This is a genomic window from Pseudaminobacter soli (ex Zhang et al. 2022), from assembly GCF_014595955.1.
GTDB lineage: Bacteria > Pseudomonadota > Alphaproteobacteria > Rhizobiales > Rhizobiaceae > Kumtagia > Kumtagia pseudosoli.
The window spans coordinates 40,974-64,845 of the sequence record NZ_JABVCF010000011.1; the positions used below are offsets into that span (position 1 = coordinate 40,974).

Genomic DNA, 23,872 nt, shown 5'->3' on the forward strand with positions numbered 1-23,872 from the left:
CGCAACCAAGCGGCCATGCTCCGGCGGAGCAGAATGACTATGGATCGAAAGCGAGAGGCGATGGTTCCAGCGTAGGCTCCCCTCCGATGGTTCCGGCATGGATCCTCGGGTCAAGCCCGAGGATGACGAAGGAGAGGGTCGGGGCCGCAGGTCCCTTACTGCTCCAGCGCGCCCGATCTCGCCGTCTCGCTTCGCCCCTCACCGACCAGCTTCACGAGATCATCGCCGGTCCGCGCGAAGCGGTGGCTGACGCGGGTGAGGATGTAGCCGGATTGAGGTGCCTTTACCTCGATACATCCGCCCTCTTCGCCGGCTGCGTGGACGATGGTGGCGATCCGGTCGCCTTTCCTGACCGTGTCACCGGGCGCGACCTCGAACAGGATCGCGCCGGACTTGGGCGCCGTGACCATGTCGATATGGTCGATCGGCGCGACCAGGCCGGCGAAACGGCCTACCGGCGGCTGCTTTTCGTCTGCGACCACGCCCCGCCCGACCAGCAGGCGGTAGAGCCCTTCCGCGTCCCCGGTCGCGAGCCCGGGATAGACGTCCAGGAGGCCCCGGTATTCCACTGTCGTCACCACGCGGCGCGACAGGCCGGCCTGTTCGGGCGGCATCTGCAGGTACGGATGCAGCGAAGCCTCGTCGAACGAGGCGCCCGAACCGCCACCCCAGAGGATCACCGCGTCGACGCCCATGGCGGCGGCGCAGTCCTCCATCGCCGGCCAGAGTGCCTGCGGAACATAGAGATAGCTGACACCCTCGTCGTCGCAATGAAGGTCGAGCACGATCTCGTGCCCCATGGAGAGCGCGAGCAGCCGCTTCTTCAAACGATGGTCGGCGGTCCCGATCTCGTCGCCCAGAGCTGATGCATCGGGCTTCTCCAGCAGTGGGAAATCGCGGTTGAAGTTGGTGCGGGTGCCAAGATGGAAGCGGCCCTCCATGTCGCCGAAGTGATACTGCGCGCGTCCGACCGGATTGGCGCCTGGGACGATCGTCAGTGAACCGCGTATCCGCCCCTCCGCTTCCGCCCGAAGCAGCATCGGCATCAGCGCATCGATCGCGACCGTGCCGGGCAGTTCGCCGGCATGCAGGGCGGCCTGGATGTAGGCGGACGGCTCGGACGGGTCCGTGCCCGCGAAGCGGAACACTGGAAATGTATAGGCTACGCCGCTCGCGTCGCCCGGGATCGTTTCAATCGACTTTTTCATGGATACGGTTCACCCCAAATGCTGCGGCACAATGGATCGAAGCGGCGGTCTCTTCAATCGCGAGGCCTGCCGATGATGGGATCAGTTTCGTCGAGCTGTGATGGCAGGGGAGGCGGCACCTCAGGGCGCGTTGACATTCCCGCGCCGAGGCTGTGCACTCGGCGCCACAGCGACCGTCAGAAGCCCGGAGCAAGGAGCATTTCGATGATCGACCAGACCACCCATGCGCGTACGTTCCGTTCCCTGCACGTGAAGGGGGACCCGGTCGTGCTCTACAACATCTGGGACCCGGGCAGCGCGCAGGCCGTGGCGCGCGCCGGCGCCAAGGCGCTCGCGACCGGCAGCGCGCCGGTGGCGATGGCGTTCGGCTACGCCGACGGCGAGAACATCCCGCTCGAGCTCGCGCTGGACAACATTCGCCGCATCGTCGCTTCCGTCGATCTGCCGGTGACGATGGACCTCGAGGGCGGCTACGGCGTCGAGCCGATCGTCGTGGCAGGTTCGGTCACCAGAGCCATCGAAGCGGGAGCGATCGGATTCAACTTCGAGGACCAGGTGGTGGGCGGCAGCGGGCTTCACGAGATCGGCACGCAGCAGCGGCGCATCGAGGCGGCAAAGCAAGCGGTCGAGGCTTCCGGCGTGCCGGCCTTCATCAATGCGCGAACCGACATTTTTCTCAAGAACAAGCCGGACACGCACAACGACGCGATGCTCGATGAAGCGATCGAGCGGGCGAGGGCCTATGCGAAATGCGGGGCGGACGGCTTCTTCGCGCCGGGGCTTGGCGACGAGCGCCTGATTGGACGGCTCTGCTCGGCGGTGTCGCTGCCGGTCAACATCATCGCGCTGGCGCATGTGCCGCCGAAAAAGCGGCTGGCCGAGCTCGGCGTGGCGCGCATCAGCTACGGCCCGGTGCCTTATCGCAAGATGATCGCCTGGCTCGAAGAGCAGGCCAGGGAAGCGATCTCCGGCTGACCGCCGGCTCTGCCAACAAGGACGCTCCAATGTCGTTTTCCGATCTCGTAATCCCCGACCTCGCCGGCAAGGCCGTTCTCGTCACTGGCGCCTCTACCGGCATCGGTGCTGCGCTGGCGCTTGCCTATGCCCAGCAGAAATGCCGCGTCGGCCTGCACTACAACCAGAGCCGCGACGCCGCCGAGAGCCTCGCCGCAAAGGTCAGGGATGGCGGAGGCGACGTGTTCGTGGTCCAAGGCGATTTCTCGGTCTCGGAGGATGTCCGACGGGTCGTGGAGGAGACCGTGGCCCATTTCGGCGGGCTGGACGGGCTGGTCAACAATGCCGGCGGCATGCTCGGCCGCCTTGCCTATGCCGACATGACGGACGAGCAGTACGACCGAGTCATGGACCTCAATGCGCGCTCGGTGATCACTGCCAGCCGTGCGGCCATCCCCTACCTCAAGCGGAACGGCGGCTTCATCATCAACACGTCGTCTGTCGCTGCCCGCAACGGCGCGGGTGCGGGGGCGGGCATCTACGGCTCGGCGAAGGCGTTCGTGTCCAATGTGACGCGCGGCATGGCCAAGGAATTGATCGGACATAAGATCCGCGTGAACGCAGTGGCGCCCGGCCTGATCATGACCCCATTCCACGAGCGCTACTCGACGCCGCAGCACATCGCGGCCGGTGTGGCCAGCATCCCGCAGGGACGCGCCGGCACTGCGGAGGACTGCGTCGGCGCCTATCTGTTCCTGTCGTCCGAACTGCTCAGCGGCTATGTCATCGGACAGGTGATCGAGGTGAATGGCGGGCAACTGATGCCGTAGGCGAGTGTCCGTCCCGCCTGCGTTCTGGGCGGGGATGGGCCTGTCTTTGTCCCATACGAAAAGGCCGCCCTGCAGGGGAGCAGGGCGGCCCTTATTTGAGAGTTCAGTGTGAGGCTTAGAACAGGCCTTCGATCTGACCCAGATCGTTGAGGAAGATCTTCTCCGACGAGGGCGCCTTTGGCAGGCCGGGCATGGTCATGATCTCTCCGCAGATAGCCACGACGAAGCCCGCGCCGGCCGACAGCCTGACCTCGCGCACCGGCACAACGTGATCGGTGGGCGCGCCGCGCAGGTTCGGGTCGGTCGAGAACGAGTACTGAGTCTTCGCCATGCAGACCGGCAGGTGGCCGTAGCCTTGCTGTTCCCACTGGTGAAGCTGGTCGCGCACGCTCTTGTCGGCGATCGCCTCCGAACCACGGTAGATGCGCTTCACGATCGTGTTGACCTTGTCGAACAGCTTCATGTCGTCCGGATAAAGCGGAGCGAATTGCGAAGCGCCGGATTCGGCCAGTTGGACGACCTTGTGAGCGAGTTCCTCGACGCCGGCAGAGCCGTGCGCCCAGTGCTTGCAGAGGATCGCGTCCTCGCCGAGCGAGCGGACGTAATCCTTCACAGCCTGGATCTCGGCCTCGGTGTCGGAATGGAAGTGGTTGATCGCAACCACCGCCGGTACGCCGAACTGCTTCACGTTCTCGACATGGCGGCCGAGATTGGCGCAGCCCTTGCGGACGGCCTCGACATCCTCCTTGCCAAGGTCTTCCTTCTTGACGCCGCCGTTCATCTTCAGCGCGCGCACGGTGGCGACGATGACTGCCGCGGCAGGCTTGAGGCCGGCCTTGCGGCACTTGATGTCGAAGAATTTCTCGGCACCCAGGTCGGCGCCGAAACCGGCTTCGGTCACCACATAGTCCGCTAGCTTCAGCGCGGTGGTGGTCGCTACCACCGAGTTGCAGCCATGCGCAATGTTGGCGAAGGGGCCGCCGTGCACGAAGGCCGGGTTGTTCTCGAGCGTCTGCACGAGGTTCGGCTGGATCGCGTCCTTGAGCAGCACCGCCATTGCGCCGTCGGCCTTGAGGTCACGAGCGTAGACCGGGCTCTTGTCGCGGCGGTAGGCGACGATGATGTCGCCGAGGCGCTTTTCCAGGTCCTCCAGGTCGGTGGCCAGGCAGAGGATCGCCATGACCTCCGAGGCCACGGTGATGTCGAAGCCGGCCTCGCGTGGATAGCCGTTCGCGACGCCGCCGAGCGAGCAGGTGATCTGCCTAAGCGCCCGGTCGTTCATGTCCATGACGCGGCGCCAGGCAACGCGACGGATGTCGATGCCCTGCTCGTTGCCCCAGTAGATGTGGTTGTCGATCAGCGCCGACAGAAGGTTGTGCGCGGTGGTGATGGCGTGGAAGTCGCCCGTGAAGTGGAGGTTCATGTCCTCCATCGGAACGACCTGGGCATAGCCGCCGCCGGCCGCACCGCCCTTCACGCCGAAGTTCGGACCCAGGGAGGCTTCGCGGATGCAGGTGATCGCCTTCTTGCCGATCCGGTTCAGGCCGTCGCCGAGGCCGACGGTGGTGGTCGTCTTGCCCTCGCCGGCCGGGGTCGGGTTGATGGCGGTGACGAGGATGAGCTTGCCGTCCTTCTCGCCCTGCTTCGACTTGATGAACTCGGCCGCGATCTTCGCCTTGTCGTGCCCATAGGGCAGGAGATGCTCCGACGGAATGCCGATCTTGGCGCCGACCTCCTGGATCGGTTTCTTCTTCGCCGCGCGGGCGATCTCGATGTCAGTTTTGAACTCGGCCATACGGCGTTTCCCTTCAGACAACAGGTGCTCAAGGCAGACGGCGCACCGACCGCCCCCTAATCCAGACATTCCCCCTAGGGTCGGCCGATCCTAGCGCCCGGGTCCCGAAAGCGTCAACCACATGCAAAATAGTTTCATGTGAAGAATACGTGTCGGAGCGAGCCCTCATTGCCGAACGGCAGTGATGTCGGGAATTTCCGGTCGGGATAAAACCCTTAGCGCGCAAACGCCGCAGTCTCAAAATAGGCGCGCGATGCACCGATTGCGACAGAGGTGCCCCGCTGCGATCGCCATCACCGATCCAGCACCTGTCGGATCTCCACGATCTGGGAGCGAGCGCGCAGCAGGTTGAAGCCCATCGTCGCCAAATGCGAGGGGAAGATGAAGCTGGATTCGTTGCCGTTGGAGATAATCCAGGGCTGCATGTTGAGCGCGCCCCGCATCTGCTGCTGCAAGGTGTCCCACAGGGCAGTCAGATTGCGCTCGCGGATGATGGCAGAAAAATCATCCTGGGTGGCATGCAAGATGCCGTAGTAGGCATAGAGCTGGCCGTAGGTGAACCAGAACCGGTCGTCGGCGCGCGGGTCGAACCAGCCGGCGTCGGAGGCCTCGATCTGGCCGCGCAGAATGTCGGAGGTCGAGCCGATGTCGCCTGCTATGCGATCCAGGAAGAGTTGCAGATTGTCGGCTCGCGCGTCGAACGTGGCCTGACATCTTTCCAGGCTGTCGTTGAATGCCCGAAGTTTTGTGATCGCTTCCCGATAGACGCTGGGCGTCGGGCGCGTTGGGCCGCGCAGGCCGATGTACCAGGCGTCCTCGTTCCAGGCGAGCGCCGTGCGTGCGTCCTGCAGGTTCTGGTCGATCCGCGAGGTGCCGCGGGTTCGGCCCAGGGTGTCGACAAGTTCGGTGGTCGTGCGGCGCATCACCTGATTGATGCCGAGCTGGAATGCAGCCTTGTTGTCGAAGAAGGGCGTATTGCGCCAGGGAATGCCGAAGAAACCAAGCTTCGACACCAGCATTGAGGAGATCCAGGCATTCTGGTTGACGTTGAAGTCGACGAGATAGGCCGAAACGGCGGCGATCTCGGAGCGCTTGCAGGTCTGCGCGTTGGGATCGGCCTGCGCGTTGGTGCCGGCCGCGGCGCCATTGGACGCTCCCGTTGAGATCGGATCGCCCGCCACTACGTTCGCTGCCTGGGGTGGCGCGCTGCCTGCCGGTATTTGGCTCGGATAGTCGGGGTCGAAATTGGTCCAGACCTGTGTGACGTAGAAGAAATAGCCGTAGGTCCCAACAAGCACGGCAAGGATCAGTCCAACGATCCCTTTCAGGATCCAGCCCCGCTCGCCATACCAGCGCCCCAACCACATGAACGGCCACAGGATGACGCTCACCAGGACCCCGATGCCTCGGCCGATCATCTGAAACAACCGGGTGAAGAAGCTCACGATCGGGTCGAGCATGGCGAAGTCATTCCCCTCGTGCGATGCCGCCGGGTGTCGTCAATCGTACAACCCGTAAAGCGGCTGGGCAGCGCCGCCCCGTCCTCAGATATGTCGTCTTTAGCCGCTCCACAACATAGGCAAGGGAAGCTCTTGCCGTTTCCAGTTGCGAAGGGTCTTGGAGAAGGCGGTGTTCGAAGGCGCGGACGGATCTAGCCGTCAGGCGTCGGTCCAATCCGACGCCTGGATGCCGGATTCGCGGGTGCCTATGCGCAGAGTGTCAACTGCTAGCGATCGGCCAACTCGAGCGTGTCGGACCAGATGCAGCCAAGCTGCGCAGTGGTTCCAACGAATGAAGACGCAGCCTTGGAGAGGAACGAGCGCGCAAAGGTGCCTTTTGACACACCTTTGGCGTTCATCGCCGCTTGAATCCATTTAAAATTGGTGTTTGGCTGGCGGCCTGCCCGCGCGGGAACTTCCCTATTGCGCGATGATCGTGTTGGAGAGAGCACCAAGAATGACACCTATAAAGAACATTGCGCTGTCGGCAGGATTTGCAGCCCTGCTCGCAGCAGGGCCGGCCTTTGCCGCCGATCCCGAAAGCTGCAAAGCCGTGAAGTTCGCCGATGTGGGCTGGACAGATGTCACGGCTACAACGGCGACCGCTTCGGTGATTCTCGAGGCTCTGGGCTACACACCGGACGTCCAGGTGCTCTCGGTGCCGGTCACCTACACCTCACTCGCGTCCAAGGACATCGACGTCTTCCTCGGCAACTGGATGCCGACCCAGGAAGCCGACATCAAGCCTTACCTGGAGAACAAGTCGGTCGAGTCGATCAAGACCAATCTGGAAGGTGCGAAGTACACGCTCGCCGTGCCGAAACATACCTATGAAGGCGGCCTGAAGGATTTTTCCGACATCGCCAAGTTCAAGGACAAGCTGGGCGGAAAAATTTACGGGATAGAGGCGGGCAATGACGGAAACCGCCTGATCCTTGATATGATCTCCGACAACAAGTTCGAACTCGGCGGCTTCGAACTGGTCGAGAGCTCCGAGGCCGGCATGCTCTCGGCGGTCCAGAAGGCGGCGTCCAACAAGGAAGACGTCGTCTTCCTCGGTTGGGAGCCGCATCCGATGAACGCAAACATCGACATGGCCTATCTCTCGGGCGGTGACGAGGTGTTCGGGCCGAATTTCGGTGGCGCCACGGTGCACACCAACGTCCGCACCGGCTATCCGTCGGAGTGCCCGAACGTCGGAAAGTTCCTTTCCAACCTTGTCTTCACGCTGAAGATGGAGAACGAGATGATGGGCGGTATCCTGAACGACGGCAAGGATCCGAAAGCCGCCGCCAAGGAGTGGCTGCAGGCCAATCCCGATACGGTCGCGCCGTGGCTCGAAGGCGTCACGACTTTCGACGGCGACGATGGCTTGGCAGCGGTGAAGACCGCGCTCGGCGGCTGATCGAGACCGACGATCCGGCGGGCGCGATTGCGCCCACCGGCCTTCCTTCCCGGAAAGACTGGAGCGATGGCTTGCAACCCTGGCAACCCTCGCCTAGTCGGCACCGGGCAATCGCGCGGCTCAGGCCGCCACAAGAAACGGCTGAGGGGGTAGTGTGGATCCGATCTCAGGATGGATAGCCAGCTTCAAGGTGCCGATTGGGCGCTGGGGCAAGGTCTTCTTCGATTTCCTAACCACCAATTTTGAGTGGTTCTTCGATTCAATCGCCGAGAGTGTAACCTACGTCCTCAACAGCCTGATCAGTTTTCTGCTCGTCGCCCCGCCGGTCTTGCTCGCCGCGCTGCTCGCCGCGCTCGCCTGGTATCTGCAGCGGTCGTGGAAGCTCGCGCTGGCGGTGCTGATCGGCCTTCTCTTCATCATCAACCAGAACCTCTGGAAGGAGACGGTCGAGACCCTCGTGCTGGTGGTCGCCTCGGCCGCGGCCTCCATGGCGATTGGCATTCCGCTCGGCATCTGGACCGCGCATAACGAGCGCACGTGGCGCGTGGTCCAGCCGGTGCTGGATTTGATGCAGACCATGCCGACTTTCGTCTACCTGATCCCCGTGCTGATCCTGTTCGGCCTTGGCGTCGCGCCGGGTCTCATCGTCACCGTCATCTTCGCCGCGCCGGCGCCGATCCGCCTGACCCATCTCGGCATCACTTCGGTGCCGAAGCCCATGCTGGAGGCGGGCGCCGCGTTCGGCGCCACCAAGCGGCAACTGCTCTGGAAAGTCGAATTGCCTGCGGCTCTGCCCACCATCATGGCGGGGCTGACACAATGCATCATGCTTTGCCTCTCCATGGTGGTGATCGCGGCGCTCATTGGCGCCAATGGCTTGGGCAAGCCGGTTGTGCGGGCGCTCAACACGGTCAACATACCACTCGGGCTCGAAGCCGGCTTCGCCATCGTGATCCTTGCGATCATGCTCGACCGCATGACCCGCATGGGCGTGGGAGAGAAGAAATGATCCCCGCCGTCGAATTCCGCAACGTCGACATCGTCTTCGGCGAGAACCCGGCCCGGGCGCTCGAGATGATCGATCAGGGCGCTACCCGCGAGGAGATCCTGGCGAAGACTGGGAACGTGCTCGGCTGCGCCGGGGCCAACCTCACCATCAAGGAAGGCGAGATATCGGTTCTGATGGGCCTGTCCGGATCCGGCAAGTCGACCCTGCTGAGGGCGGTCAACCGTCTCAACGTCGTTTCACGCGGCCAGGTTCTGGTGAAGGAAGACGGCCGGCAGGTCGACGTCGTGACCTGCGACGATGCCACGCTGCGGCGCCTTCGGCAGCATCAGGTGGCGATGGTTTTCCAGCAGTTCGGCCTCCTCCCTTGGCGCACCGTGGAGGAGAATGTCGGCTTCGGTCTGGAGCTTGCCGGTGTTCCTGAAAGGGAACGGCAGGCCCGTGTCAAGAAACAACTGGAACTCGTTCATCTCGACCAGTGGGCCAAGAAATACGCGCACGAGTTGTCCGGGGGGATGCAGCAGCGCGTCGGGCTTGCCCGAGCGTTCGCGACCGAGGCGCCGATCCTGTTGATGGACGAACCCTTCTCGGCCCTCGATCCGCTGATCCGCACCAAGCTCCAGGACGAGCTTCTCCAGCTTCAGAAGAGGCTCAAGAAGACGATTATCTTCGTCAGCCATGACCTGGAAGAAGCGCTGAAGATCGGCAACGCGATCACCATCATGGAGGGCGGGCGCATCGTGCAATCCGGCGCGCCGGAGGACATCGTGCTCAATCCTGCCAACTCCTATGTCCGCGACTTCATCGCCAATGTGAACCCGCTGTCGGTGCTGACCGCCTGGAACATCATGCGCGACCGCCGCGATCTAGAGACGGAGGAGGGCGGCTGGACCTGGCTCGACCGACGCCGCACCACTCGCTTCAAGATCGATAGTGACGGGTTGGTTGCCGCGGCAGAGCGGAACGGCAAGCCGGCGGTGTGGGTGTCCTGCGCCGATGTGGAACGCCAATCCGAGGAGGCGGCACAGGTATTCTGGGCGAACCCCGGCACGCCGCTGAAGACAGTCATGCTTGCCATACATCGCTCACAGACGGCGCCGGTCGCGCTGCTTGATGACCAGTCGCGCTTTGTCGGCGCCATCGGCATCCGCGACGTCTTGAGCGCCGTGCTGAGGCGCTGATCCGGTCCGATGCCTTCGTTCCTCATGGATGGGCCGGAGGGCGTGCAATGCACCCTCCTTCTCGCCCATGGCGCGGGCGCACCGATGGATTCTGGCTGGATGAACGACATGGCGGCGCTTTTTGCCGCCCAAGGAATCCGCGTTGCGCGTTTCGAATTCGGCTACATGGCAGCCCGCCGCCAGGGCCAGCGGAAGCCGCCGCCCCGGGCCGAAAGCATCACCGGCGAGTATCTCGCAGCCGTTGAGGCGCTTTCGAACCAAGGCGAGGTAAGGGGCAAGCTGTTCATTGGCGGCAAGTCGCTGGGCGGGCGCGTAGCAAGCATGGTCGCCGGCCGGCTCTTCGCGGAAGAGCGGATCGCCGGCCTCGTCTGCCTCGGCTATCCGTTCCATCCGCCTGGTCAGCCGGAGAAGCTCCGCACCGGCCATCTCAAGGAACTGTCCGTCCCGACCCTGATGTGTCAGGGAACGCGCGACCCCTTCGGCACGCAAGAGGAGGTGGCAGGCTACGGCCTGCCGGCCTCGATCACGGTGCATTGGCTCGATGATGGCGACCACGACTTCAAGCCGCGCAAGCCCCTGACCTTGAGGACAAATCAGGAGGACACCGCCAGCGCGGTCGCCGCTTTCGCGTCGCGCTGATGCAGAAGCGGCCCCGGCGCCAGGGGCCGTTCCGCCGGGCAGCGCCGGCGATGCTACCCTACATACGGACCTTTGCGTTGTCGCCCATGTCCGGACGTGAGTCGCCGATGGCTGCCGCGAGCATCTTCACATAGGAAACGACCGTGCCGGGGCTGTCCCAGTACTGCGCGTCCTTGGGCACGACCTTGAGGAGGCGGATGGACGGATCCTCGGAACTGTCCCACCAGGCTTTTGCGGGAGCCGAGAACAGATCGCGGATCTTGGCGCGGTCGTTCCGCACAGTCGCCACGCCGGTCACCGAGACATACTTCTGGTCGCCCGCGTCGGCGAAGGCGAGGCACACGTGCGACTCCGCGTTGATCTCGTCGTCCTTGTGATCCTTCACGTCCGTCAAGAAATAGACGGCATTCTCCGCCGGTTCGACATGGGCCGCCATTGGCCGCGCCCGGATGTCCTCGCCGTCGCGGGTGGCGAGCATGCAGAAGCCGATCTTCTCCATCAGGTTCCAGACGCGTTCGGGGTCAGTATCGCTGGCCATGAAAGTCTCCTCGGGTCTCGGGAAGTGCCCAAGCGGAACTGGCACGGGCGCATCAGGTTCCAGCGGTCTGAAGCCGTGGCGGGGAACCGGCCGAATGAGGGGAAGCGTCGTGTAGCATCGCCCAGAACCGGGTGAGGTGGACCCTGGCCGGTGTCAGTGGCAATATCCTTGCCCATGATAGGCGCCACGATGCCTGAAACCATCGTCAAGCCGAGGACCGATACCCGGCCCCAGGTCGAGCGTCCGAAGCTGCACAAGGTCATCCTGCTCAACGACGACTTCACCCCGCGCGAATTCGTTGTGCGGGTGCTGAAGGCTGAGTTCCGGCTGTCCGAGGATCAGGCTTACCGTGTGATGATCACCGCCCATCGAAAGGGCGTGTGCGTGGTCGCGGTATTCCCGAAGGATGTCGCGGAGACCAAGGCGACGCGGGCGACCGACGCCGGCAAGGCCAAGGGCTATCCGCTGCGGTTCACCACTGAGCCGGAAGAGTAGACTCAGCCCTTCGAAACGCCGCTGATCACCCCGGATGTCAGGCCGTGGCGGTAGTCCTCGCGCACGGGCGAGAAGGCGTCGAGTATGCGGCAGTCGGTCAGCGCCCGCCCCGAGTGCAGCGCGTTGGACGGGATCGCGGAGACCATTCCGGCGTGGAGCGTCTCCGTGCGGCCGTCCACCGTCGCTTCGAAGGTCCCGTCCAGCATGTGGATGACCTGCTCGTGGACATGACGGTGCTCGGGCAGCGAGGCGCCCGCATCGATCCGCCAGAGAACGAAGCTCATGGAATCGGTATGCAGCACCTTGCCGTGGAAGCCGGGGATCGGCGTCTGCTCTTCGACCGCGCTCCAGTCCATCATGGGCCTATCTCCCCTCGCGATACCACATGCTGCCGAGTGCGAGCAGCAGCAGCGCGAGGCCGAAGAATCCGCCGAACAGCGGCACGCGCGAGACAGACTTCAGGACGCTGTCGTTGGTGGTGCGCAGACCGATCCAGTCGCGCCCCGAGGCGTCTGCCTGGCCGCGCACCGGCACGATGGACGGCAGCGAGACACCGGTCATGCCTTCGAGGCGACGTACGCTGCCGCCCGTCGCGTCCGCCGCCGGCTGCAGGACATTCTCGGTGGACACGACGTCCGCGAACTCGGGCGCGTTGACCGGGCCGATATGGGCCAGTGCCGACAGATCGCCATTGTTGACCTGATAGAGCCCGATCTCCCGCGTCTCGACGCTGCCAAGGAAGAGTCCGGGATCGGCAGGCGTGAGCGGAACCGTGACGGTCTTGCCCGAGGGCGTGGTGACGGTGGCCGGGCCGGGATCGTCGCTCATGCTCTGGCGGCGAATGTCGAGGATCATGCCTCGCCCGTCGGCGGTCAGGCGCTCCTCCTCGAGTTCCGGCTCTTTCATCAACCAGTGGGCGATGCGGCGGTAGAGCGCCACATGCGGCCCGCCGCCCTCGAAGCCGCGTGCCCACAGCCAGCCCTGGTCGGAGAGGAACATGCCGACCCGTCCCTCACCCTTGCGGTTGAGCAGGAGCAGGGGTCGGTCGTCGGGACCCTTCATGACCGCCATGCCGTCGGGCTGATCGACACCGATCAGGCGGAACCAGCGGCTCCAGTGCGGCGGTTCGAAGGCCGAGCCCTCAAGGCCGCGGGTCACCGGGTGGCGCTTTCCGGTCTCGGTCAGGCGCGGGTAGAAGGCCTGCTCCAGCACTTGGCCGTTCGGCAGGCCCGGGAGGGCTGACATCAAGGGCGTGCGCGCGATCGAGGCCTCGCCGGCATATTCCGGTCCCGCCGCGATCAGCAGCGCGCCGCCCTGTTCCACATATTCGGCGATGTAGTCGTAGTAGAGGATCGGCAGCACGTCGCGGTGCTGGTAGCGATCGAAGATGATGAGATCGAACTCGTGGATCTTCTCCACGAACAACTCGCGCGTTGGGAAGGCGATCAGCGAGAGCTCATTGATCGGCGTGCCGTCCTGCTTCTCCGGTGGGCGCAGGATGGTGAAATGGACGAGGTCGACCGAGGCGTCGGACTTGAGCAGGTTGCGCCAGGTCCGCTCGCCGGCATGCGGCTCGCCTGACACCAGCAGTACTCGCAGGTTCTCGCGTATGCCGTCGACCAGTGCGACGGCCCGATTATTAATGTCAGTCAGTTCGCCTTCAACCGGGGCGATGGCCAGCTCAACGATGTTGCGCCCCGCATTGGGGATGTCGATCGACAGCCGCATTTCGCGGCCGATCTCTGCTCGCTCCACCGACAGAGGATGGCCGTTGATCGAGACATGAACGTCCACCATTCCTGTCTCGCCGCCGGTAGCGAGCACCCTGTAGGTCATGTCGACCGGCTTGCCGACGATGCCGAAACGCGGCGCGTTCTCAAAGCGGATCCGGCGGTCCATCTCGCCTTCATGGCCGGTGATAAGCGCGTGGACCGGCGCGCCGATGCCCGACGCGTCCTTGGGTATGTCGTGGACCTGGCCGTCCGTGATCATCAGCGCTCCGCCCATTCGCGAGGGAGGCACGTCGCGGAAGGCACCTTCGAGCGCGCCGAAAAGGCGCGTTTCGGTGCGATCGTCTGCCGAGTTGGCCTTTCCGGCCTCGACCACCCGCACCTCGAACTGCTTGAAGCGGGCAAGCCGCTCCTGCATTCCCGCCAGCGCCTGGTCAGTCTGGCTCGTCCTGTCGCCGATCTCCTGGCTCTGGCTGCGGTCGACGACTAGGGCGACGACACTCTTCAGCGGATCGCGCTCCTCGTCCAGGAACACGGGGTTGATGATTGCGGCCGCGAGCGCCGCAAGCGCGGCCAGCCTGAGCAGCGATCCGCGCTGGCGCAGCCACAGCCCGGCCAGCGCAAGCAGCGCGATCGGGAACAGGATGATGGCGAGCCACATCCATGGCAGCAGGGGCTCGAAGGCGATGGACCAGTTCATGGGGTGGGCACCTGGTCAGTTCGCGATTGATTGCCCCCGGGAAAATATCCGATCCGACTCACTGCCCCAACCGCTCCAGGAGGATCGGCACATGCACCTGGTCGGACTTGTAGTTGCCGGTAAGCATGTACATGACGATGTTGATGCCGGCGCGCAGCGCGTAGATCCGCTGCATCGGATCGGACGGTACGGTGGGGAGCATGAAGTTGCCGCCGTCGTCGATCGCCCAGGCTCCGGCGAAGTCGTTCGAGGTGATCATGATCGGGCTCACGCCGTCGCCGGTGCGAACGGGACGCTTGTCGGTGTTGCTGGCGTCCAGCGACGCCTCCACCCAGAGGGGCCCGCCGCTGTAGCGGCCGGGAAACTCGGGCATGATGTAGAAGGCCTTCGTCAGCACGTGATCCTCGGGCACCGGCTCGAGCGGCGGCACGTTGAGGTTGCCGAGGATGTCTCGAAGCCGCTGCGTGGCCGGGCTGGCGGCGCCATTGTCGATGCCGCTGGCATACTGGTCACGGGTGTCGAACAGAACCGTCCCGCCATTGCGCATGTAGGCGTCGATCCGGGCTATCGCGTCTTCCGACGGCATGGGCGCTGCGGGATCGATCGGCCAATAGATCAGCGGATAGAAGGCGAGTTCGTCCTTGGCGATGTCCACGCCGACGGGCTGGCCAGGCTCGAGCGCGGTCTTTTCGGTGATGTAGCGAGCGAGGCCGGTGAGCCCGGCCTTGCTGACCGAATCCACGCTGCTCTCGCCGGTGATCACATAGGCAAGGTGGGTGACCGAGACAGCCTGGATCGCTTCTACGTCGCCTGGCTTGGCGTCGCTCGAGACATTCTGGGCGAGCGCCGGCTCTGCGAAGTGGGCGAGCAGACCGATCGACAGGAGCACTGCTGCGACTGTCCCGCCAGACCTCGGAGAGATCCACCGCCGACGCGAAAACGCGCCGCCCATCCAGAAGACGGCCAGTGTGTCGAGCACCATAAGCGCCAGTGCTGCCGCGAGTAGGGGCGCCTTCAGATCCCTGGACTCGTCCAGGGCGTAATGCAGTTCCTTGACCTGCGATGCGATTTGCGGCCTCGACAAAGGCGCAAAAGTGCTGTCCGCCGCGAGCAGGTTGTGGGCATAGACGCCGTCCTCGGTGCCATAGAGGCCGGGCGGGTTCTCGATGGTGACAGGCGCTCGGGTACCGCGGATCTCCAGCGGGCGGGCATCTGGCGTGGGCGGAACGAGCGCGCCGTTGGCGGCGATCATGCGGTAGGGCGCCAACGTCGCCGCGCGTCCTTCGGCATTCGGGGCGATTGTGCCCTGATTGCGGGACAGTTGGACCAGCCGGCGCAGCATCTCCACGAATGTACCCGAAATAGGCAGGTTCGACCATGTCGCCTGCGGCGTTGTGTGGAAGAGCGCGACCGTGCCGTTCTCGCGCTTGTCGCCGGTGACCAGCGGCGTGCCGTCGGCGAGGCTGGCCCAGGTCCGCTCCAGGATGTCGGCCGACGGCTCGGCGAGCACCTGCCGGGTTACCGTCACTTCGTTCGGCGGGGTCAGGTCGCTGAACGGACCGTTCGGCGGGAATTCGGCGACGGGCTGTGGCTCGGTCCAGGACAGAGTGCCGCCGAGAGCCCGCTCACCCGTGCGCAGCCGCACCGGCAGAAGGTCCGGATCGGGTTCCGCCGCCGCCAGCCGCGACCCGGCGAAGCGCACCAGGGTGCCGCCCTTCTTCACCCAGTCGAGAAGCTGTGCGTGGGCGGCATGCGGAATGGTCCCGACGTCCGCCATGACGATCATGGCCGGTTTCTGCGCGATCAGGTCCGGGATGGACACCGCCAGGTCGGGATTGCTGGTCTCCACGAGATCGGCGAAGGGCTCGAGCGCGTGGCGTATGTAGTAGAGCGGCGAAAGCAGTGGCTGTGCCTGATCGGCCTCAGACTGCGAGATCAGCCCGACACGGCGGCGCTTGGCGCTCTCGTCCAGCACGCGCACGGCCGCGGCCTGGTTCTCGCCGTCGATTGCGACCGCGGAAAAGTCGTTACGAAGCTCGAACGGCACCTGCATCGTTCCGGTAGCGGTTGTTTCGCCGGCGGCGAAGCTCAAAGTCGCATCGGCGATGCGGCGGCCGCGATCGTCGAAGGCGCCCGCGGTCACCTGGCGGGGAGCGATGTCCCCCGCCGGACGGATCGCCGTCAACCTAAACCCGTCAACGCCGTTTTCGGTGGCGGTGAGGCCAAGCATCGACAGGCGGTCGGGAACAGCCCAGACCACCGGCGCGCTCACGCCGGAGAACAGTCTCGTGAATGCAGCTTCGTCGGAAGGCGCGGCAAGCCCGTCGGCCAGCACCGCGACGCTCGCGCCGGGCAGGGCGCGCATCGCCTCCGCGACGCGCGCGTAGACGGCCGGACGGTCGGTCGGGATCGGCCGCGGCTTGGCAGCCCGCAGACGATTGCGCGCACCCTCGGCGTCGAACGGCCCGATCTCGGCATTCGGCTTCTCCGCCGTGAAGGCCAGCAGCACCGGCCCTCCGGTCGCAGCCGCATCGGCGATCAGCCGTTCCGCGGTGGCGACACGGCGGTCCCAATCCGGGGCGCTGGCCCAGCCATTGTCCATGACGATCGCTATGCCCTGGCCGCCGGTCTCGACACGCTCGCGCGGATTGAAGATCGGCTCGGCCAGCGCGAGGATCACCAGGGCGGCCATCAGCAGCCTCAGCAGCGTCAGCCACCATGGGCTCTGGTGCGGCGTCTCCTCCCGCCGCAGCACCTGGGCGAGAATGCGCAGCGGTGGGAACACCTCGGTCTGCGGCCTGGGCGGGGTGAGCCGCAGCAGCCACCAGATGACCGGCAGCGCAAGCAGCCCCCACAGGATCGCCGGAAAACCGAAGGAGAGCGGCAGCCAACTCATCCCCGCACTCCCGCTGCGTAGCCGGCGTCGGCCGACATCGCCAGATGAACGCTGACGAGCGCCTCCGAAGCGGGACGGTCGGTGTGATTGACGGTGTAGCTCCAGCCGAGACGCCGGCACCAGGCGCCAAGTTCCTCACGGCGGGCCGTGTAGATACGGCGGTAGTCCTCGCCCAAAAGTTCGGCACGTCCGGCGATCAACTTGTCGCCGGACTCTGGGTCGGTGAATTCGGTGCGGCCGGAATAGGGGAAACTCTCCTCCGCGGGATCGGCGATCTCAATGAGGTGCGCCCGCACGCTGCGGCGGGCCAGCGTGTCGAGCCAGCCGCGGATCTCGTCCACCGGATCGAGGAAATCGCTGGCGATCACGACATCGGAAAAGCGCCGGACCTGCGACAGGTCAGGGCGCCCGGACATGACCGGGGCATGGCTCAGCAGTGCGCCTATCCTCTCCGCCCCATTCCTCGCCGTGATCGGATCGGTGAGGCCGGGCCAGGCGATCCGCTCGCCGCTGCGCGACAGAAGCTCCGCGATCGCAAGGACGAGGACCAGCGCCCGCCATTCCTTGGAAACAAGCGCGGCCGAAGATTTGTAGAGCATCGACGGGGACGGGTCGGACCACAGCCACACCGTATGCGCCGCTTCCCACTCCTGATCGCGGACATAGGTATGATCGTCGCGCGCGGAGCGGCGCCAGTCGATGCGGGACAAGGACTCTCCCTCGACATAGGGACGGAACTGCCAGAAATTCTCGCCGATCCCACGCTTGCGCCGGCCATGCCAGCCGCTGATCACCGTGTTCACGACCCGGCGGGCCTCGATCAGCAAGTCCGGCACGAGTGCCGCGCGCTCACGGGCGCGGGCAAGGGCGTCGCGTGCGCCGACCGGTGCCGAAGCCTCGCCGACACGCGCCATCAGATGACTTTCACCAGGCGCGCTATGACGTCGCGGACGCTCATGCCCTCGGCGCGCGCCGCGAAGGTGAGCGCCATGCGGTGCTGCATCACCGGCTCGGCGAGCGCCTTGACGTCGTCGACGGAAGGGGCGAGCCGGCCCTCGTAGAGGGCGCGAGCGCGGGCGCAGAGCGTCAGCGCCTGGCTGGCGCGCGGACCGGGACCCCAGGCGACGTGTTTGTCGGTCTCGGCGACTCCCTGGCCAGGACGGGCCGAGCGAACGAGGTTCAGGATCGCCTCGACGACGCTTTCGGGGACCGGCATGCGGCGGATCAAGTGCTGGATCTCCTTCAACCGTTCGGGGTTCAGCACGTTAACGGCGCTCGCTTCCTCCACGCCGGTGGTCTCCAGCAGGATGCGGCGTTCGGCCTCGAGCTCCGGATAGAGGATATCGATCTGCATCAGGAAGCGGTCGAGTTGCGCTTCAGGTAGGGGATAGGTGCCTTCCTGCTCCAGCGGATTCTGCGTTGCGAGCACGTGGAAAGGCGAGGGGAGGTCGTGGCGCACGCCCGCAACGGTGACGTGGTACTCCTGCATGGACTGCAGCAGCGCCGACTGCGTGCGCGGGCTGGCGCGGTTGATCTCGTCGGCCATCAGCAACTGGGCGAAGATCGGTCCTGGAATGAAACGAAAGGAACGACGGCCGTGCTCGTCCTGCTCCATCACCTCGGAGCCCAGGATGTCCGACGGCATCAGGTCGGGCGTGAACTGGATGCGGCGGTCATCGAGGCCGAGCACCGTGCCGAGCGTATCCACCAGCTTGGTCTTGGCGAGGCCGGGCACGCCGACCAGCAGCGCGTGGCCGCCCGCCAGAAGCGCCACCAGCGTGCGCTCGACAACACTCTCCTGGCCGAATATGACGCGACCAACGCCCTCTCGAATCCGAGAGATGTCGCTCAGCGCCTTCTCGGCTTCGGCGACCATTTCCCGTTCGCTGAGGCCTAGATCCTTGATGATGGCGCTCATTCAGCCTCGGTCCTCTCATAGAAGCGGACCCATGAGGCGATGGAGGGGATCACAAATCCGGCCCGCACATTAGACTTCAAACACAGCGAACTTAAATCAGCCCACCCGGCTGACAAGCGAAAGAACAGTGACTATTTCGTGACCATGCAAAGCACTGGAGACCAAACGACGCAAGAGTTGAGCCAGGCCGGCGACGCAGCCGGATTGTCGGCTCTCATCTCACGAGCCGCGCGCTCAGGAAAGGGCCTTCCGCCCGTCGAGAAATGGAATCCGCCCTTTTGCGGTGACTTGGACATGGAGATCAGGGCCGACGGCACGTGGTTCTATCTGGGCACGCCGATCGGCCGCATGCCGCTGGTGCAACTGTTCTCGACGGTGTTGCGAAAGGACGAGGACGGCAAGACCTATCTCGTTACACCGGTCGAGAAGGTCGGCATCCGCGTCCAGGACGCGCCGTTCGTAGCCGTCGAAATGCACATCTCGGGCGGGGGCGAGGCCAAGGTGATCACCTTCCGGACCAATGTCGGCGATGTGGTCGAGGTGGGGCCGGACCGTCCGCTGCGTTTCGTCGACGAGCCCGAGACGGGCGGGCTGAAGCCCTACGTGCTGGTTCGCGGCCGGCTCGAGGCGCTGGTGGCGCGAGCGGTCATGTACGAGCTTGTCGAACATGGCGAGGAGATCGAGGTCGACGGAACGCCCATGTTCGCCGTGCGCTCGCACGGACAGATCTACCCGATCATGGCGGCCGAACGCCTGGCGAGCCTGAGTGGCTGACATGCGAGCGCCGGACGCCAGGCTCTTCACGGTCGAGGATTTCAGGCGCCGGGCCGCGCGCCAGGAGAACTTCCTCGCTCACCCGGAGCATGACGGCGACCATCGCTTCAATCCCGGCCATGCGCGGCTGATTCAGCACGATCGATTGCGCGACGCTGCGGTGCTGATCCCCGTAGTCGATCACGGAGACACCGCCACGATGTTGCTCACCAAGCGGGCCGAGACGCTGCGCAGCCACACCGGCCAGGTCGCATTTCCCGGCGGCCGGATCGATCCCGAAGACGGATCGCCGGAGCAGGCGGCTCTTCGCGAAGCCGAGGAGGAGGTGGGCCTCGGCTCGGAACATGTGGAGATCGTCGGGCGCATGCCGGACTACGTCGCCGGCAGCGGCTATCGCATCGTACCCGTGCTCTCGGTCGTCAGGCCGGGGTTCCTGCTGACGCTCAACCGCGACGAGGTGGACGACGCCTTCGAAGTGCCGCTGGCCTTCCTCATGGATCCGGCCAACCACGGCCGCGCCAGCCGTTTCTGGGGCGACCAGGAATGGTTCTACTACGACATGCCGTTTGAGGGCCGCCGGATCTGGGGCGTGACCGCGGGCATCATCCGCACGCTATACGAAAGGCTGTACGCGTGAGCGATGCCGTCTCCCTTGCCGGGCGCGCAGACTGGCTCCCCGACCCGCACCTGCAAAAACTGCTCGCCGTGCTGCGAGAGGGCGGTGAAGAGGCGCGGATCGCGGGTGGCGCGGTGCGCAACGCCCTCATGGGCGTGCCGGTCACCGACATCGATATAGCGACGACCACGGTTCCGGACGAAACGACGCGGCGCGCCGAGGCCGCCGGATTCAAGGCCGTGCCGACCGGGGCCGATCACGGCACCATCACGGTGATCGTGGCAGGAGTCCCTCACGAAGTGACGACGCTGCGGGCGGATGTCGAAACTGATGGGCGCCGGGCAAGAGTTGTTTTCGGCCGTGACTGGCCGGCAGATGCGGAACGGCGCGATTTCACCATCAATGGGCTCTACGCCGAGCCGGACGGCACCGTAGTGGACCTTGTCGGCGGGGTCGAGGACATCCGTTCCGGCACCATCCGCTTCATCGGCGATGCTGAGCGGCGCATCCGCGAGGACTATCTGCGCATCCTGCGCTTCTTCCGATTCTTCGCTTGGTACGGGTCGGGTCGCCCCGATGCCGATGGGCTTCGGGCCTGCGCGCGTCTCAAGGAGGGATTGGACGGTCTTTCGGCAGAACGGGTCTGGACCGAGACGAAGAAGCTTCTCTCCGCACCTGATCCGGGACGCGCGCTCTTGTGGATGCGCCAGACCGGCGTGCTCACACGCATTCTCCCCGAAACGGAGAAATGGGGGATCGATGCCGTCCAGCCGCTTATCGGCGCGGAGCGGGATCTCGGATGGCCGCCGGATCCCTTGCTTCGGCTGGAAGCGATGGTGCCTCCCGATGCCGAAAGGCTGGCTGCGATGGCCGAGCGGTTGCGTTTCTCCAAGGCAGAGGCCGCTCGCCTCACGCGGTGGGCATCGACGCCGCCGGTTGCAGCCACCACGACCGAGCTGTCATTGAGGAAGGCGCTCTACGTGAGCGATCCGGAGGCCGTCAGGGACCGGCTTCGGCTGGCGCTGGTTTCGGCGCGTGGGCGCGCGGTTGGCGACACCGTGGCGTTGATGGAAGCGGGCGCCTATCAGCGGCTGCTGAAGGTAGCCGAGACCTGGGAGCGCCCGACCTTCCCGGTCAAGGGGGGCGATCTGAAGTCACTGGGAGCAGCGGATGGTCCTGGGATGGGCACCCTGCTTCGACAGATCGAGAGCGCGTGGGTGGATTCGGGTTTCGTGCTCGGCCGCGACGCCCTGCTGGAGCGCGCCGCGAAGATCCTGAAGGGCGAGGGCGCCTAGGCGGCGTCGCGTACCGTCTCGATGCGCGAGCGGATCGCCTCGATCATGGTCTCACGAATTTCCTTTTCGCCGTGTGTCTGCCGCAGGTGCTCGACGGCGCGGCGCATCACTTCCGCCTCTTCGGGATGGCGGGTATGCCAGTCACAACCCGGAACAAGCGATCCGCACTGAAACTCTTTCATTGGGCTTCTCCTTCCTGGTTTGTTTCCTCGAGGATGGAGCATAGCACATAGTTGTTTTATCGGCGCCGGGAAGAACGAGTTCTGCGCTCCCTAATCTCCGACTAATAGCTCAGCCTGTTGTCAGTTTTGCGAAACCGCATTTGCCCGATCCAGCCAGCCGGCGACCACTTCCACGTCCTGGTCACCAAGCAGATGGCCCGCCTTGACCACCCTGGGGTCGACGCGCGCCCCGTGATCCCGCAGCAGTTTCTCGAGCCCGGGGCCAAAGGGCGCATAGGTCTCGTCCTCTTCGCCGATCACCATGAGGAAACGCGACCTGGAGAGGTCGGCAGAGGGCACATCCTCCAGCACGGGCATCGGCCTCAACAGCACCGCTCGCTCCACGAGGCCGGGATGAAGGAGGCAGAGGGCCGCCAACAGGTTCGCCCCGTTCGAGTAGCCGACGAAGACTGTATGATCGAGGTCTAGCGTCTTTGCCCTTTGCGCGGTCTCGAGGAAGTCGGCGAACGCCGCTGCCTCGGCGCGGATGTCCTTCTGGTCGAACGAGGTCGGCGTGAGGCGCTGGTACCAGCGTTTCGTGCCTTCCTGGGTCACTCGGCCGGCGACCCCAATCAGCGACGCGTGAGGCGAGGCCCGCGATGCGAGCGGCAACAGCGTGGTCTCGTCTCCGCCGGAGCCGTGCAGCAGGACGAGCGTGTCGCCCGACGGGTCCTTCGGCTGCCGGTAGGTTACCTTGAACTGCTTGGCCCGCTGGATTGCCGCCATTGCGGCTTCGGGCAGTTTGGATCTGCGTTGGTCGGTCAATGTTTTTGAAACGTCCGTCTTCGATGTCATTGCGGTTGCGCACGGCTCCTCCGCAGACGGAGTCTGCCCAGGAAGCTGGCCGGTTTCGCCACTCGTCGCCATCGAAACAACTGCATCAGGGCGGCAATGCGGCGAGGCTTCCGCTGTAGCCACGGTAGAGATCGAAAGAGACGCCAGAATCAGCAGGGCGAAGCCGGGAGCGCGCAAATCAGCCATGAGGCAAGGAATCCCAGCCAAAGGTTAAGGAAATTTTCAGGATCCGCGGTCCGATCGATAAAAGCGTGGACCCGCGTCGATCATCTTACGACTCGTAGCCGGATGACGCCATCTTCATAGAGGATTTCGTAGAAAAGTCCACGCGCTGAATCAATCCGTATCGCCAAGACGCACGTCTCGCGCGGACGTGATCGAGCCGGTCTTCGTAGACGATGCGAATGCCAAGCGGAGAGGGCTACGCGCCATCAGGGCCATTTCACCTCGGGCGGCATGCTGGAGAGGATGGCCTCTACATTGCCGCCGGTGTTCAGCCCGAACGTCGTGCCGCGATCGTAGAGGAGATTGAACTCGACGTAGCGGCCGCGCCGTACCAGTTGCTCCTCCCGATCGGCCGGTGTCCAAGGCGTATTGAAATTCGCCCGCACCAGGCGCGGATAGATGTCGAGAAAGGCGAGCCCGACATCCTGGACGAAGCGGAAGCCCGAATCCCAGCCGCCCTGTTCCGGGGAGGGCTGGACCCAATCGAAGAAGATGCCGCCGATCCCGCGCGGCTCGTTGCGGTGCTTCAGGAAAAAGTAGTCGTCGCACCACGCCTTGAATTTCTCGTAGTCCGCGACGCCTGAGTGAGCCTCGCAGGGAGCGCGCATGGCCTTGTGGAAGGCGACCGTGTCGGGATCGTCCTGGGTCCGGCGCCTGTCCAGGACCGGGGTCAGGTCTGCCCCGCCGCCGAACCACCAGCGCGAAGTGACCACCATGCGCGTGTTCATGTGCACGGCCGGCACATTGGGGTTCTGCATGTGCGCGATCAGCGAAACGCCGCTCGCCCAAAAACGCGGGTTTTCCACCGCGCCCGGGATCTGCTTGCGGAACTCGGGCGAGAACTCGCCATGCACGGTCGAGGTGTGCACGCCCACCTTCTCGAACACGCGGCCGCGCATGGTCGACATCACGCCGCCGCCTCCGGCGCCCTTGTCCCGCAGCCAAGGTTTGCGCTCGAAACGTCCCGGCTCTTGCTCGGACAGGGGGCCGGTGAACTCGTCCTCCAAGCGTTCGAACTCTGCGAAGATGCGGTCGCGCAGTTCCTCGAACCAACTACGGGCGCTCGCCTTGCGCTCCTCGATGTCTGCGGGAAGGCCAGCCGGCAGTTCGGGACGCTTCATGATCACTCCTTCGTCGTCCAGTGCAGAGCCC

22 protein-coding genes are annotated in these 23,872 nt (G+C 64.9%); 10 read left to right on the forward strand and 12 right to left on the reverse strand.

The features are described from left to right. Positions 1-155 precede the first annotated feature (155 nt). A complete protein-coding gene (locus HUI96_RS19730; RefSeq protein ID WP_188256407.1) occupies positions 156-1,208 on the reverse strand; it encodes a succinylglutamate desuccinylase/aspartoacylase domain-containing protein in 1,053 nt (350 codons plus the stop codon). 204 nt (positions 1,209-1,412) lie between these two features. Here HUI96_RS19730 and HUI96_RS19735 point away from each other — a divergent pair, with 204 nt between their 5' ends. Continuing rightward, positions 1,413-2,183, forward strand: a complete 771-nt coding sequence (locus HUI96_RS19735; RefSeq protein ID WP_188256408.1) for an isocitrate lyase/PEP mutase family protein — start codon at positions 1,413-1,415, stop codon at positions 2,181-2,183. Positions 2,184-2,212: 29 nt separating this feature from the next. Then, on the forward strand, positions 2,213-2,992 hold the full coding sequence (locus tag HUI96_RS19740) for an SDR family NAD(P)-dependent oxidoreductase (RefSeq protein ID WP_188256409.1): 780 nt from the start codon (positions 2,213-2,215) through the stop codon (positions 2,990-2,992). Positions 2,993-3,107: 115 nt separating this feature from the next. Here HUI96_RS19740 and HUI96_RS19745 read toward each other — a convergent pair whose 3' ends face one another. Together HUI96_RS19745 and HUI96_RS19750 are read right to left on the reverse strand one after the other, a co-directional pair. Beyond that, on the reverse strand, positions 3,108-4,787 hold the full coding sequence (locus HUI96_RS19745) for a formate--tetrahydrofolate ligase (protein ID WP_188256410.1): 1,680 nt from the start codon (positions 4,785-4,787) through the stop codon (positions 3,108-3,110). Positions 4,788-5,080: 293 nt separating this feature from the next. Beyond that, positions 5,081-6,247, reverse strand: a complete 1,167-nt coding sequence (locus tag HUI96_RS19750; protein ID WP_188256411.1) for a DUF2333 family protein — start codon at positions 6,245-6,247, stop codon at positions 5,081-5,083. A gap of 496 nt (positions 6,248-6,743) precedes the next feature. Between HUI96_RS19750 and HUI96_RS19755 the strand changes: the two genes are divergently transcribed. From HUI96_RS19755 to HUI96_RS19770, 4 genes are all read left to right on the forward strand, one after another. Beyond that, positions 6,744-7,691: a choline ABC transporter substrate-binding protein gene (locus tag HUI96_RS19755; RefSeq protein WP_188256412.1), complete on the forward strand. Its 948-nt coding sequence runs from the start codon at positions 6,744-6,746 to the stop codon at positions 7,689-7,691. Positions 7,692-7,845: 154 nt separating this feature from the next. After that, complete coding sequence (gene choW / locus HUI96_RS19760) at positions 7,846-8,700, forward strand: choline ABC transporter permease subunit (RefSeq protein WP_188256413.1); 855 nt, start codon at positions 7,846-7,848, stop codon at positions 8,698-8,700. Beyond that, complete coding sequence (choV, locus tag HUI96_RS19765; RefSeq protein ID WP_188256414.1) at positions 8,697-9,878, forward strand: choline ABC transporter ATP-binding protein; 1,182 nt, start codon at positions 8,697-8,699, stop codon at positions 9,876-9,878. The genes choW and choV overlap by 4 nt, the downstream gene beginning before the upstream one ends. A 9-nt stretch (positions 9,879-9,887) precedes the next feature. After that, a complete protein-coding gene (locus HUI96_RS19770; RefSeq protein WP_188256415.1) occupies positions 9,888-10,517 on the forward strand; it encodes an alpha/beta family hydrolase in 630 nt (209 codons plus the stop codon). A gap of 58 nt (positions 10,518-10,575) precedes the next feature. Here HUI96_RS19770 and HUI96_RS19775 read toward each other — a convergent pair whose 3' ends face one another. Continuing rightward, a complete protein-coding gene (locus tag HUI96_RS19775; RefSeq protein WP_188256416.1) occupies positions 10,576-11,055 on the reverse strand; it encodes a pyridoxamine 5'-phosphate oxidase family protein in 480 nt (159 codons plus the stop codon). Between the two features lie 189 nt (positions 11,056-11,244). Between HUI96_RS19775 and clpS the strand changes: the two genes are divergently transcribed. Then, on the forward strand, positions 11,245-11,550 hold the full coding sequence (gene clpS, locus HUI96_RS19780; RefSeq protein ID WP_188256417.1) for an ATP-dependent Clp protease adapter ClpS: 306 nt from the start codon (positions 11,245-11,247) through the stop codon (positions 11,548-11,550). 2 nt (positions 11,551-11,552) lie between these two features. On the opposite strand, the gene HUI96_RS19785 is transcribed toward clpS, so the two are convergent. Genes HUI96_RS19785 through HUI96_RS19805 form a run of 5 tightly spaced genes read right to left on the reverse strand, consistent with a single transcriptional unit; the run spans position 11,553 to position 18,794 of the window. Next, positions 11,553-11,909 (reverse strand): cupin domain-containing protein, encoded by a 357-nt coding sequence (locus tag HUI96_RS19785; RefSeq protein ID WP_188256418.1) that lies wholly within the window; start codon positions 11,907-11,909, stop codon positions 11,553-11,555. Positions 11,910-11,913: 4 nt separating this feature from the next. Continuing rightward, a complete protein-coding gene (locus HUI96_RS19790; RefSeq protein ID WP_188256419.1) occupies positions 11,914-13,980 on the reverse strand; it encodes a hypothetical protein in 2,067 nt (688 codons plus the stop codon). Positions 13,981-14,038: 58 nt separating this feature from the next. Next, positions 14,039-16,876 carry a DUF4159 domain-containing protein gene (locus tag HUI96_RS19795; protein WP_188256420.1) on the reverse strand — a complete coding sequence of 946 codons (2,838 nt, stop codon included), beginning with the start codon at positions 16,874-16,876 and terminating at the stop codon, positions 14,039-14,041. Next, entirely contained in the window at positions 16,873-17,790 is a 918-nt protein-coding gene (locus HUI96_RS19800) for a DUF58 domain-containing protein (protein WP_188256421.1), read from the reverse strand. Before HUI96_RS19800 ends, HUI96_RS19795 begins: the two co-directional genes overlap by 4 nt. Beyond that, positions 17,790-18,794 carry an AAA family ATPase gene (locus HUI96_RS19805; RefSeq protein ID WP_188256422.1) on the reverse strand — a complete coding sequence of 335 codons (1,005 nt, stop codon included), beginning with the start codon at positions 18,792-18,794 and terminating at the stop codon, positions 17,790-17,792. Before HUI96_RS19805 ends, HUI96_RS19800 begins: the two co-directional genes overlap by 1 nt. A gap of 144 nt (positions 18,795-18,938) precedes the next feature. On the opposite strand from HUI96_RS19805, the gene HUI96_RS19810 reads away from it, so the two are divergent. From HUI96_RS19810 to HUI96_RS19820, 3 genes are read left to right on the forward strand one after another with little or no spacing between them, the layout of a single operon-like run. Beyond that, positions 18,939-19,568, forward strand: a complete 630-nt coding sequence (locus tag HUI96_RS19810; protein WP_237684257.1) for a DUF1285 domain-containing protein — start codon at positions 18,939-18,941, stop codon at positions 19,566-19,568. Between the two features lies 1 nt (position 19,569). Further along, a complete protein-coding gene (locus HUI96_RS19815; RefSeq protein ID WP_188256588.1) occupies positions 19,570-20,205 on the forward strand; it encodes a CoA pyrophosphatase in 636 nt (211 codons plus the stop codon). Beyond that, on the forward strand, positions 20,202-21,479 hold the full coding sequence (locus HUI96_RS19820; protein WP_188256424.1) for a CCA tRNA nucleotidyltransferase: 1,278 nt from the start codon (positions 20,202-20,204) through the stop codon (positions 21,477-21,479). The genes HUI96_RS19815 and HUI96_RS19820 overlap by 4 nt, the downstream gene beginning before the upstream one ends. Here the strand turns inward: HUI96_RS19820 and HUI96_RS19825 are convergent. From HUI96_RS19825 to hemF, 3 genes are all read right to left on the reverse strand, one after another. Continuing rightward, on the reverse strand, positions 21,476-21,661 hold the full coding sequence (locus HUI96_RS19825) for a DUF1059 domain-containing protein (RefSeq protein WP_188256425.1): 186 nt from the start codon (positions 21,659-21,661) through the stop codon (positions 21,476-21,478). The two genes, HUI96_RS19820 and HUI96_RS19825, sit on opposite strands and share 4 nt — an antisense overlap. Positions 21,662-21,781: 120 nt before the next feature. Then, entirely contained in the window at positions 21,782-22,426 is a 645-nt protein-coding gene (locus tag HUI96_RS19830; RefSeq protein ID WP_237684249.1) for an alpha/beta hydrolase, read from the reverse strand. Between the two features lie 500 nt (positions 22,427-22,926). Beyond that, on the reverse strand, positions 22,927-23,841 hold the full coding sequence (gene hemF / locus HUI96_RS19835) for an oxygen-dependent coproporphyrinogen oxidase (RefSeq protein WP_188256426.1): 915 nt from the start codon (positions 23,839-23,841) through the stop codon (positions 22,927-22,929). Positions 23,842-23,872: the final 31 nt, after the last annotated feature.

What these genes read in the sequence shown, in the direction of transcription:
- HUI96_RS19775 (WP_188256416.1), bottom strand. Translation starts at nt 11,055, where the DNA reads ATGGCCAGCGATACTGACCCCGAACGCGTCTGGAACCTGATGGAGAAG.
- HUI96_RS19805 (WP_188256422.1), bottom strand. Translation starts at nt 18,794, where the DNA reads ATGAGCGCCATCATCAAGGATCTAGGCCTCAGCGAACGGGAAATGGTC.
- HUI96_RS19730 (WP_188256407.1), bottom strand. Translation starts at nt 1,208, where the DNA reads ATGAAAAAGTCGATTGAAACGATCCCGGGCGACGCGAGCGGCGTAGCC.
- HUI96_RS19785 (WP_188256418.1), bottom strand. Translation starts at nt 11,909, where the DNA reads ATGATGGACTGGAGCGCGGTCGAAGAGCAGACGCCGATCCCCGGCTTC.
- HUI96_RS19750 (WP_188256411.1), bottom strand. Translation starts at nt 6,247, where the DNA reads ATGCTCGACCCGATCGTGAGCTTCTTCACCCGGTTGTTTCAGATGATC.
- choV (WP_188256414.1), top strand. Translation starts at nt 8,697, where the DNA reads ATGATCCCCGCCGTCGAATTCCGCAACGTCGACATCGTCTTCGGCGAG.
- HUI96_RS19825 (WP_188256425.1), bottom strand. Translation starts at nt 21,661, where the DNA reads ATGAAAGAGTTTCAGTGCGGATCGCTTGTTCCGGGTTGTGACTGGCAT.
- HUI96_RS19755 (WP_188256412.1), top strand. Translation starts at nt 6,744, where the DNA reads ATGACACCTATAAAGAACATTGCGCTGTCGGCAGGATTTGCAGCCCTG.
- HUI96_RS19790 (WP_188256419.1), bottom strand. Translation starts at nt 13,980, where the DNA reads ATGAACTGGTCCATCGCCTTCGAGCCCCTGCTGCCATGGATGTGGCTC.
- HUI96_RS19800 (WP_188256421.1), bottom strand. Translation starts at nt 17,790, where the DNA reads ATGGCGCGTGTCGGCGAGGCTTCGGCACCGGTCGGCGCACGCGACGCC.
- HUI96_RS19740 (WP_188256409.1), top strand. Translation starts at nt 2,213, where the DNA reads ATGTCGTTTTCCGATCTCGTAATCCCCGACCTCGCCGGCAAGGCCGTT.
- HUI96_RS19815 (WP_188256588.1), top strand. Translation starts at nt 19,570, where the DNA reads ATGCGAGCGCCGGACGCCAGGCTCTTCACGGTCGAGGATTTCAGGCGC.
- HUI96_RS19745 (WP_188256410.1), bottom strand. Translation starts at nt 4,787, where the DNA reads ATGGCCGAGTTCAAAACTGACATCGAGATCGCCCGCGCGGCGAAGAAG.
- HUI96_RS19770 (WP_188256415.1), top strand. Translation starts at nt 9,888, where the DNA reads ATGCCTTCGTTCCTCATGGATGGGCCGGAGGGCGTGCAATGCACCCTC.
- HUI96_RS19810 (WP_237684257.1), top strand. Translation starts at nt 18,939, where the DNA reads ATGCAAAGCACTGGAGACCAAACGACGCAAGAGTTGAGCCAGGCCGGC.
- hemF (WP_188256426.1), bottom strand. Translation starts at nt 23,841, where the DNA reads ATGAAGCGTCCCGAACTGCCGGCTGGCCTTCCCGCAGACATCGAGGAG.
- HUI96_RS19830 (WP_237684249.1), bottom strand. Translation starts at nt 22,426, where the DNA reads ATGGCGGCAATCCAGCGGGCCAAGCAGTTCAAGGTAACCTACCGGCAG.
- HUI96_RS19735 (WP_188256408.1), top strand. Translation starts at nt 1,413, where the DNA reads ATGATCGACCAGACCACCCATGCGCGTACGTTCCGTTCCCTGCACGTG.
- HUI96_RS19795 (WP_188256420.1), bottom strand. Translation starts at nt 16,876, where the DNA reads ATGAGTTGGCTGCCGCTCTCCTTCGGTTTTCCGGCGATCCTGTGGGGG.
- clpS (WP_188256417.1), top strand. Translation starts at nt 11,245, where the DNA reads ATGCCTGAAACCATCGTCAAGCCGAGGACCGATACCCGGCCCCAGGTC.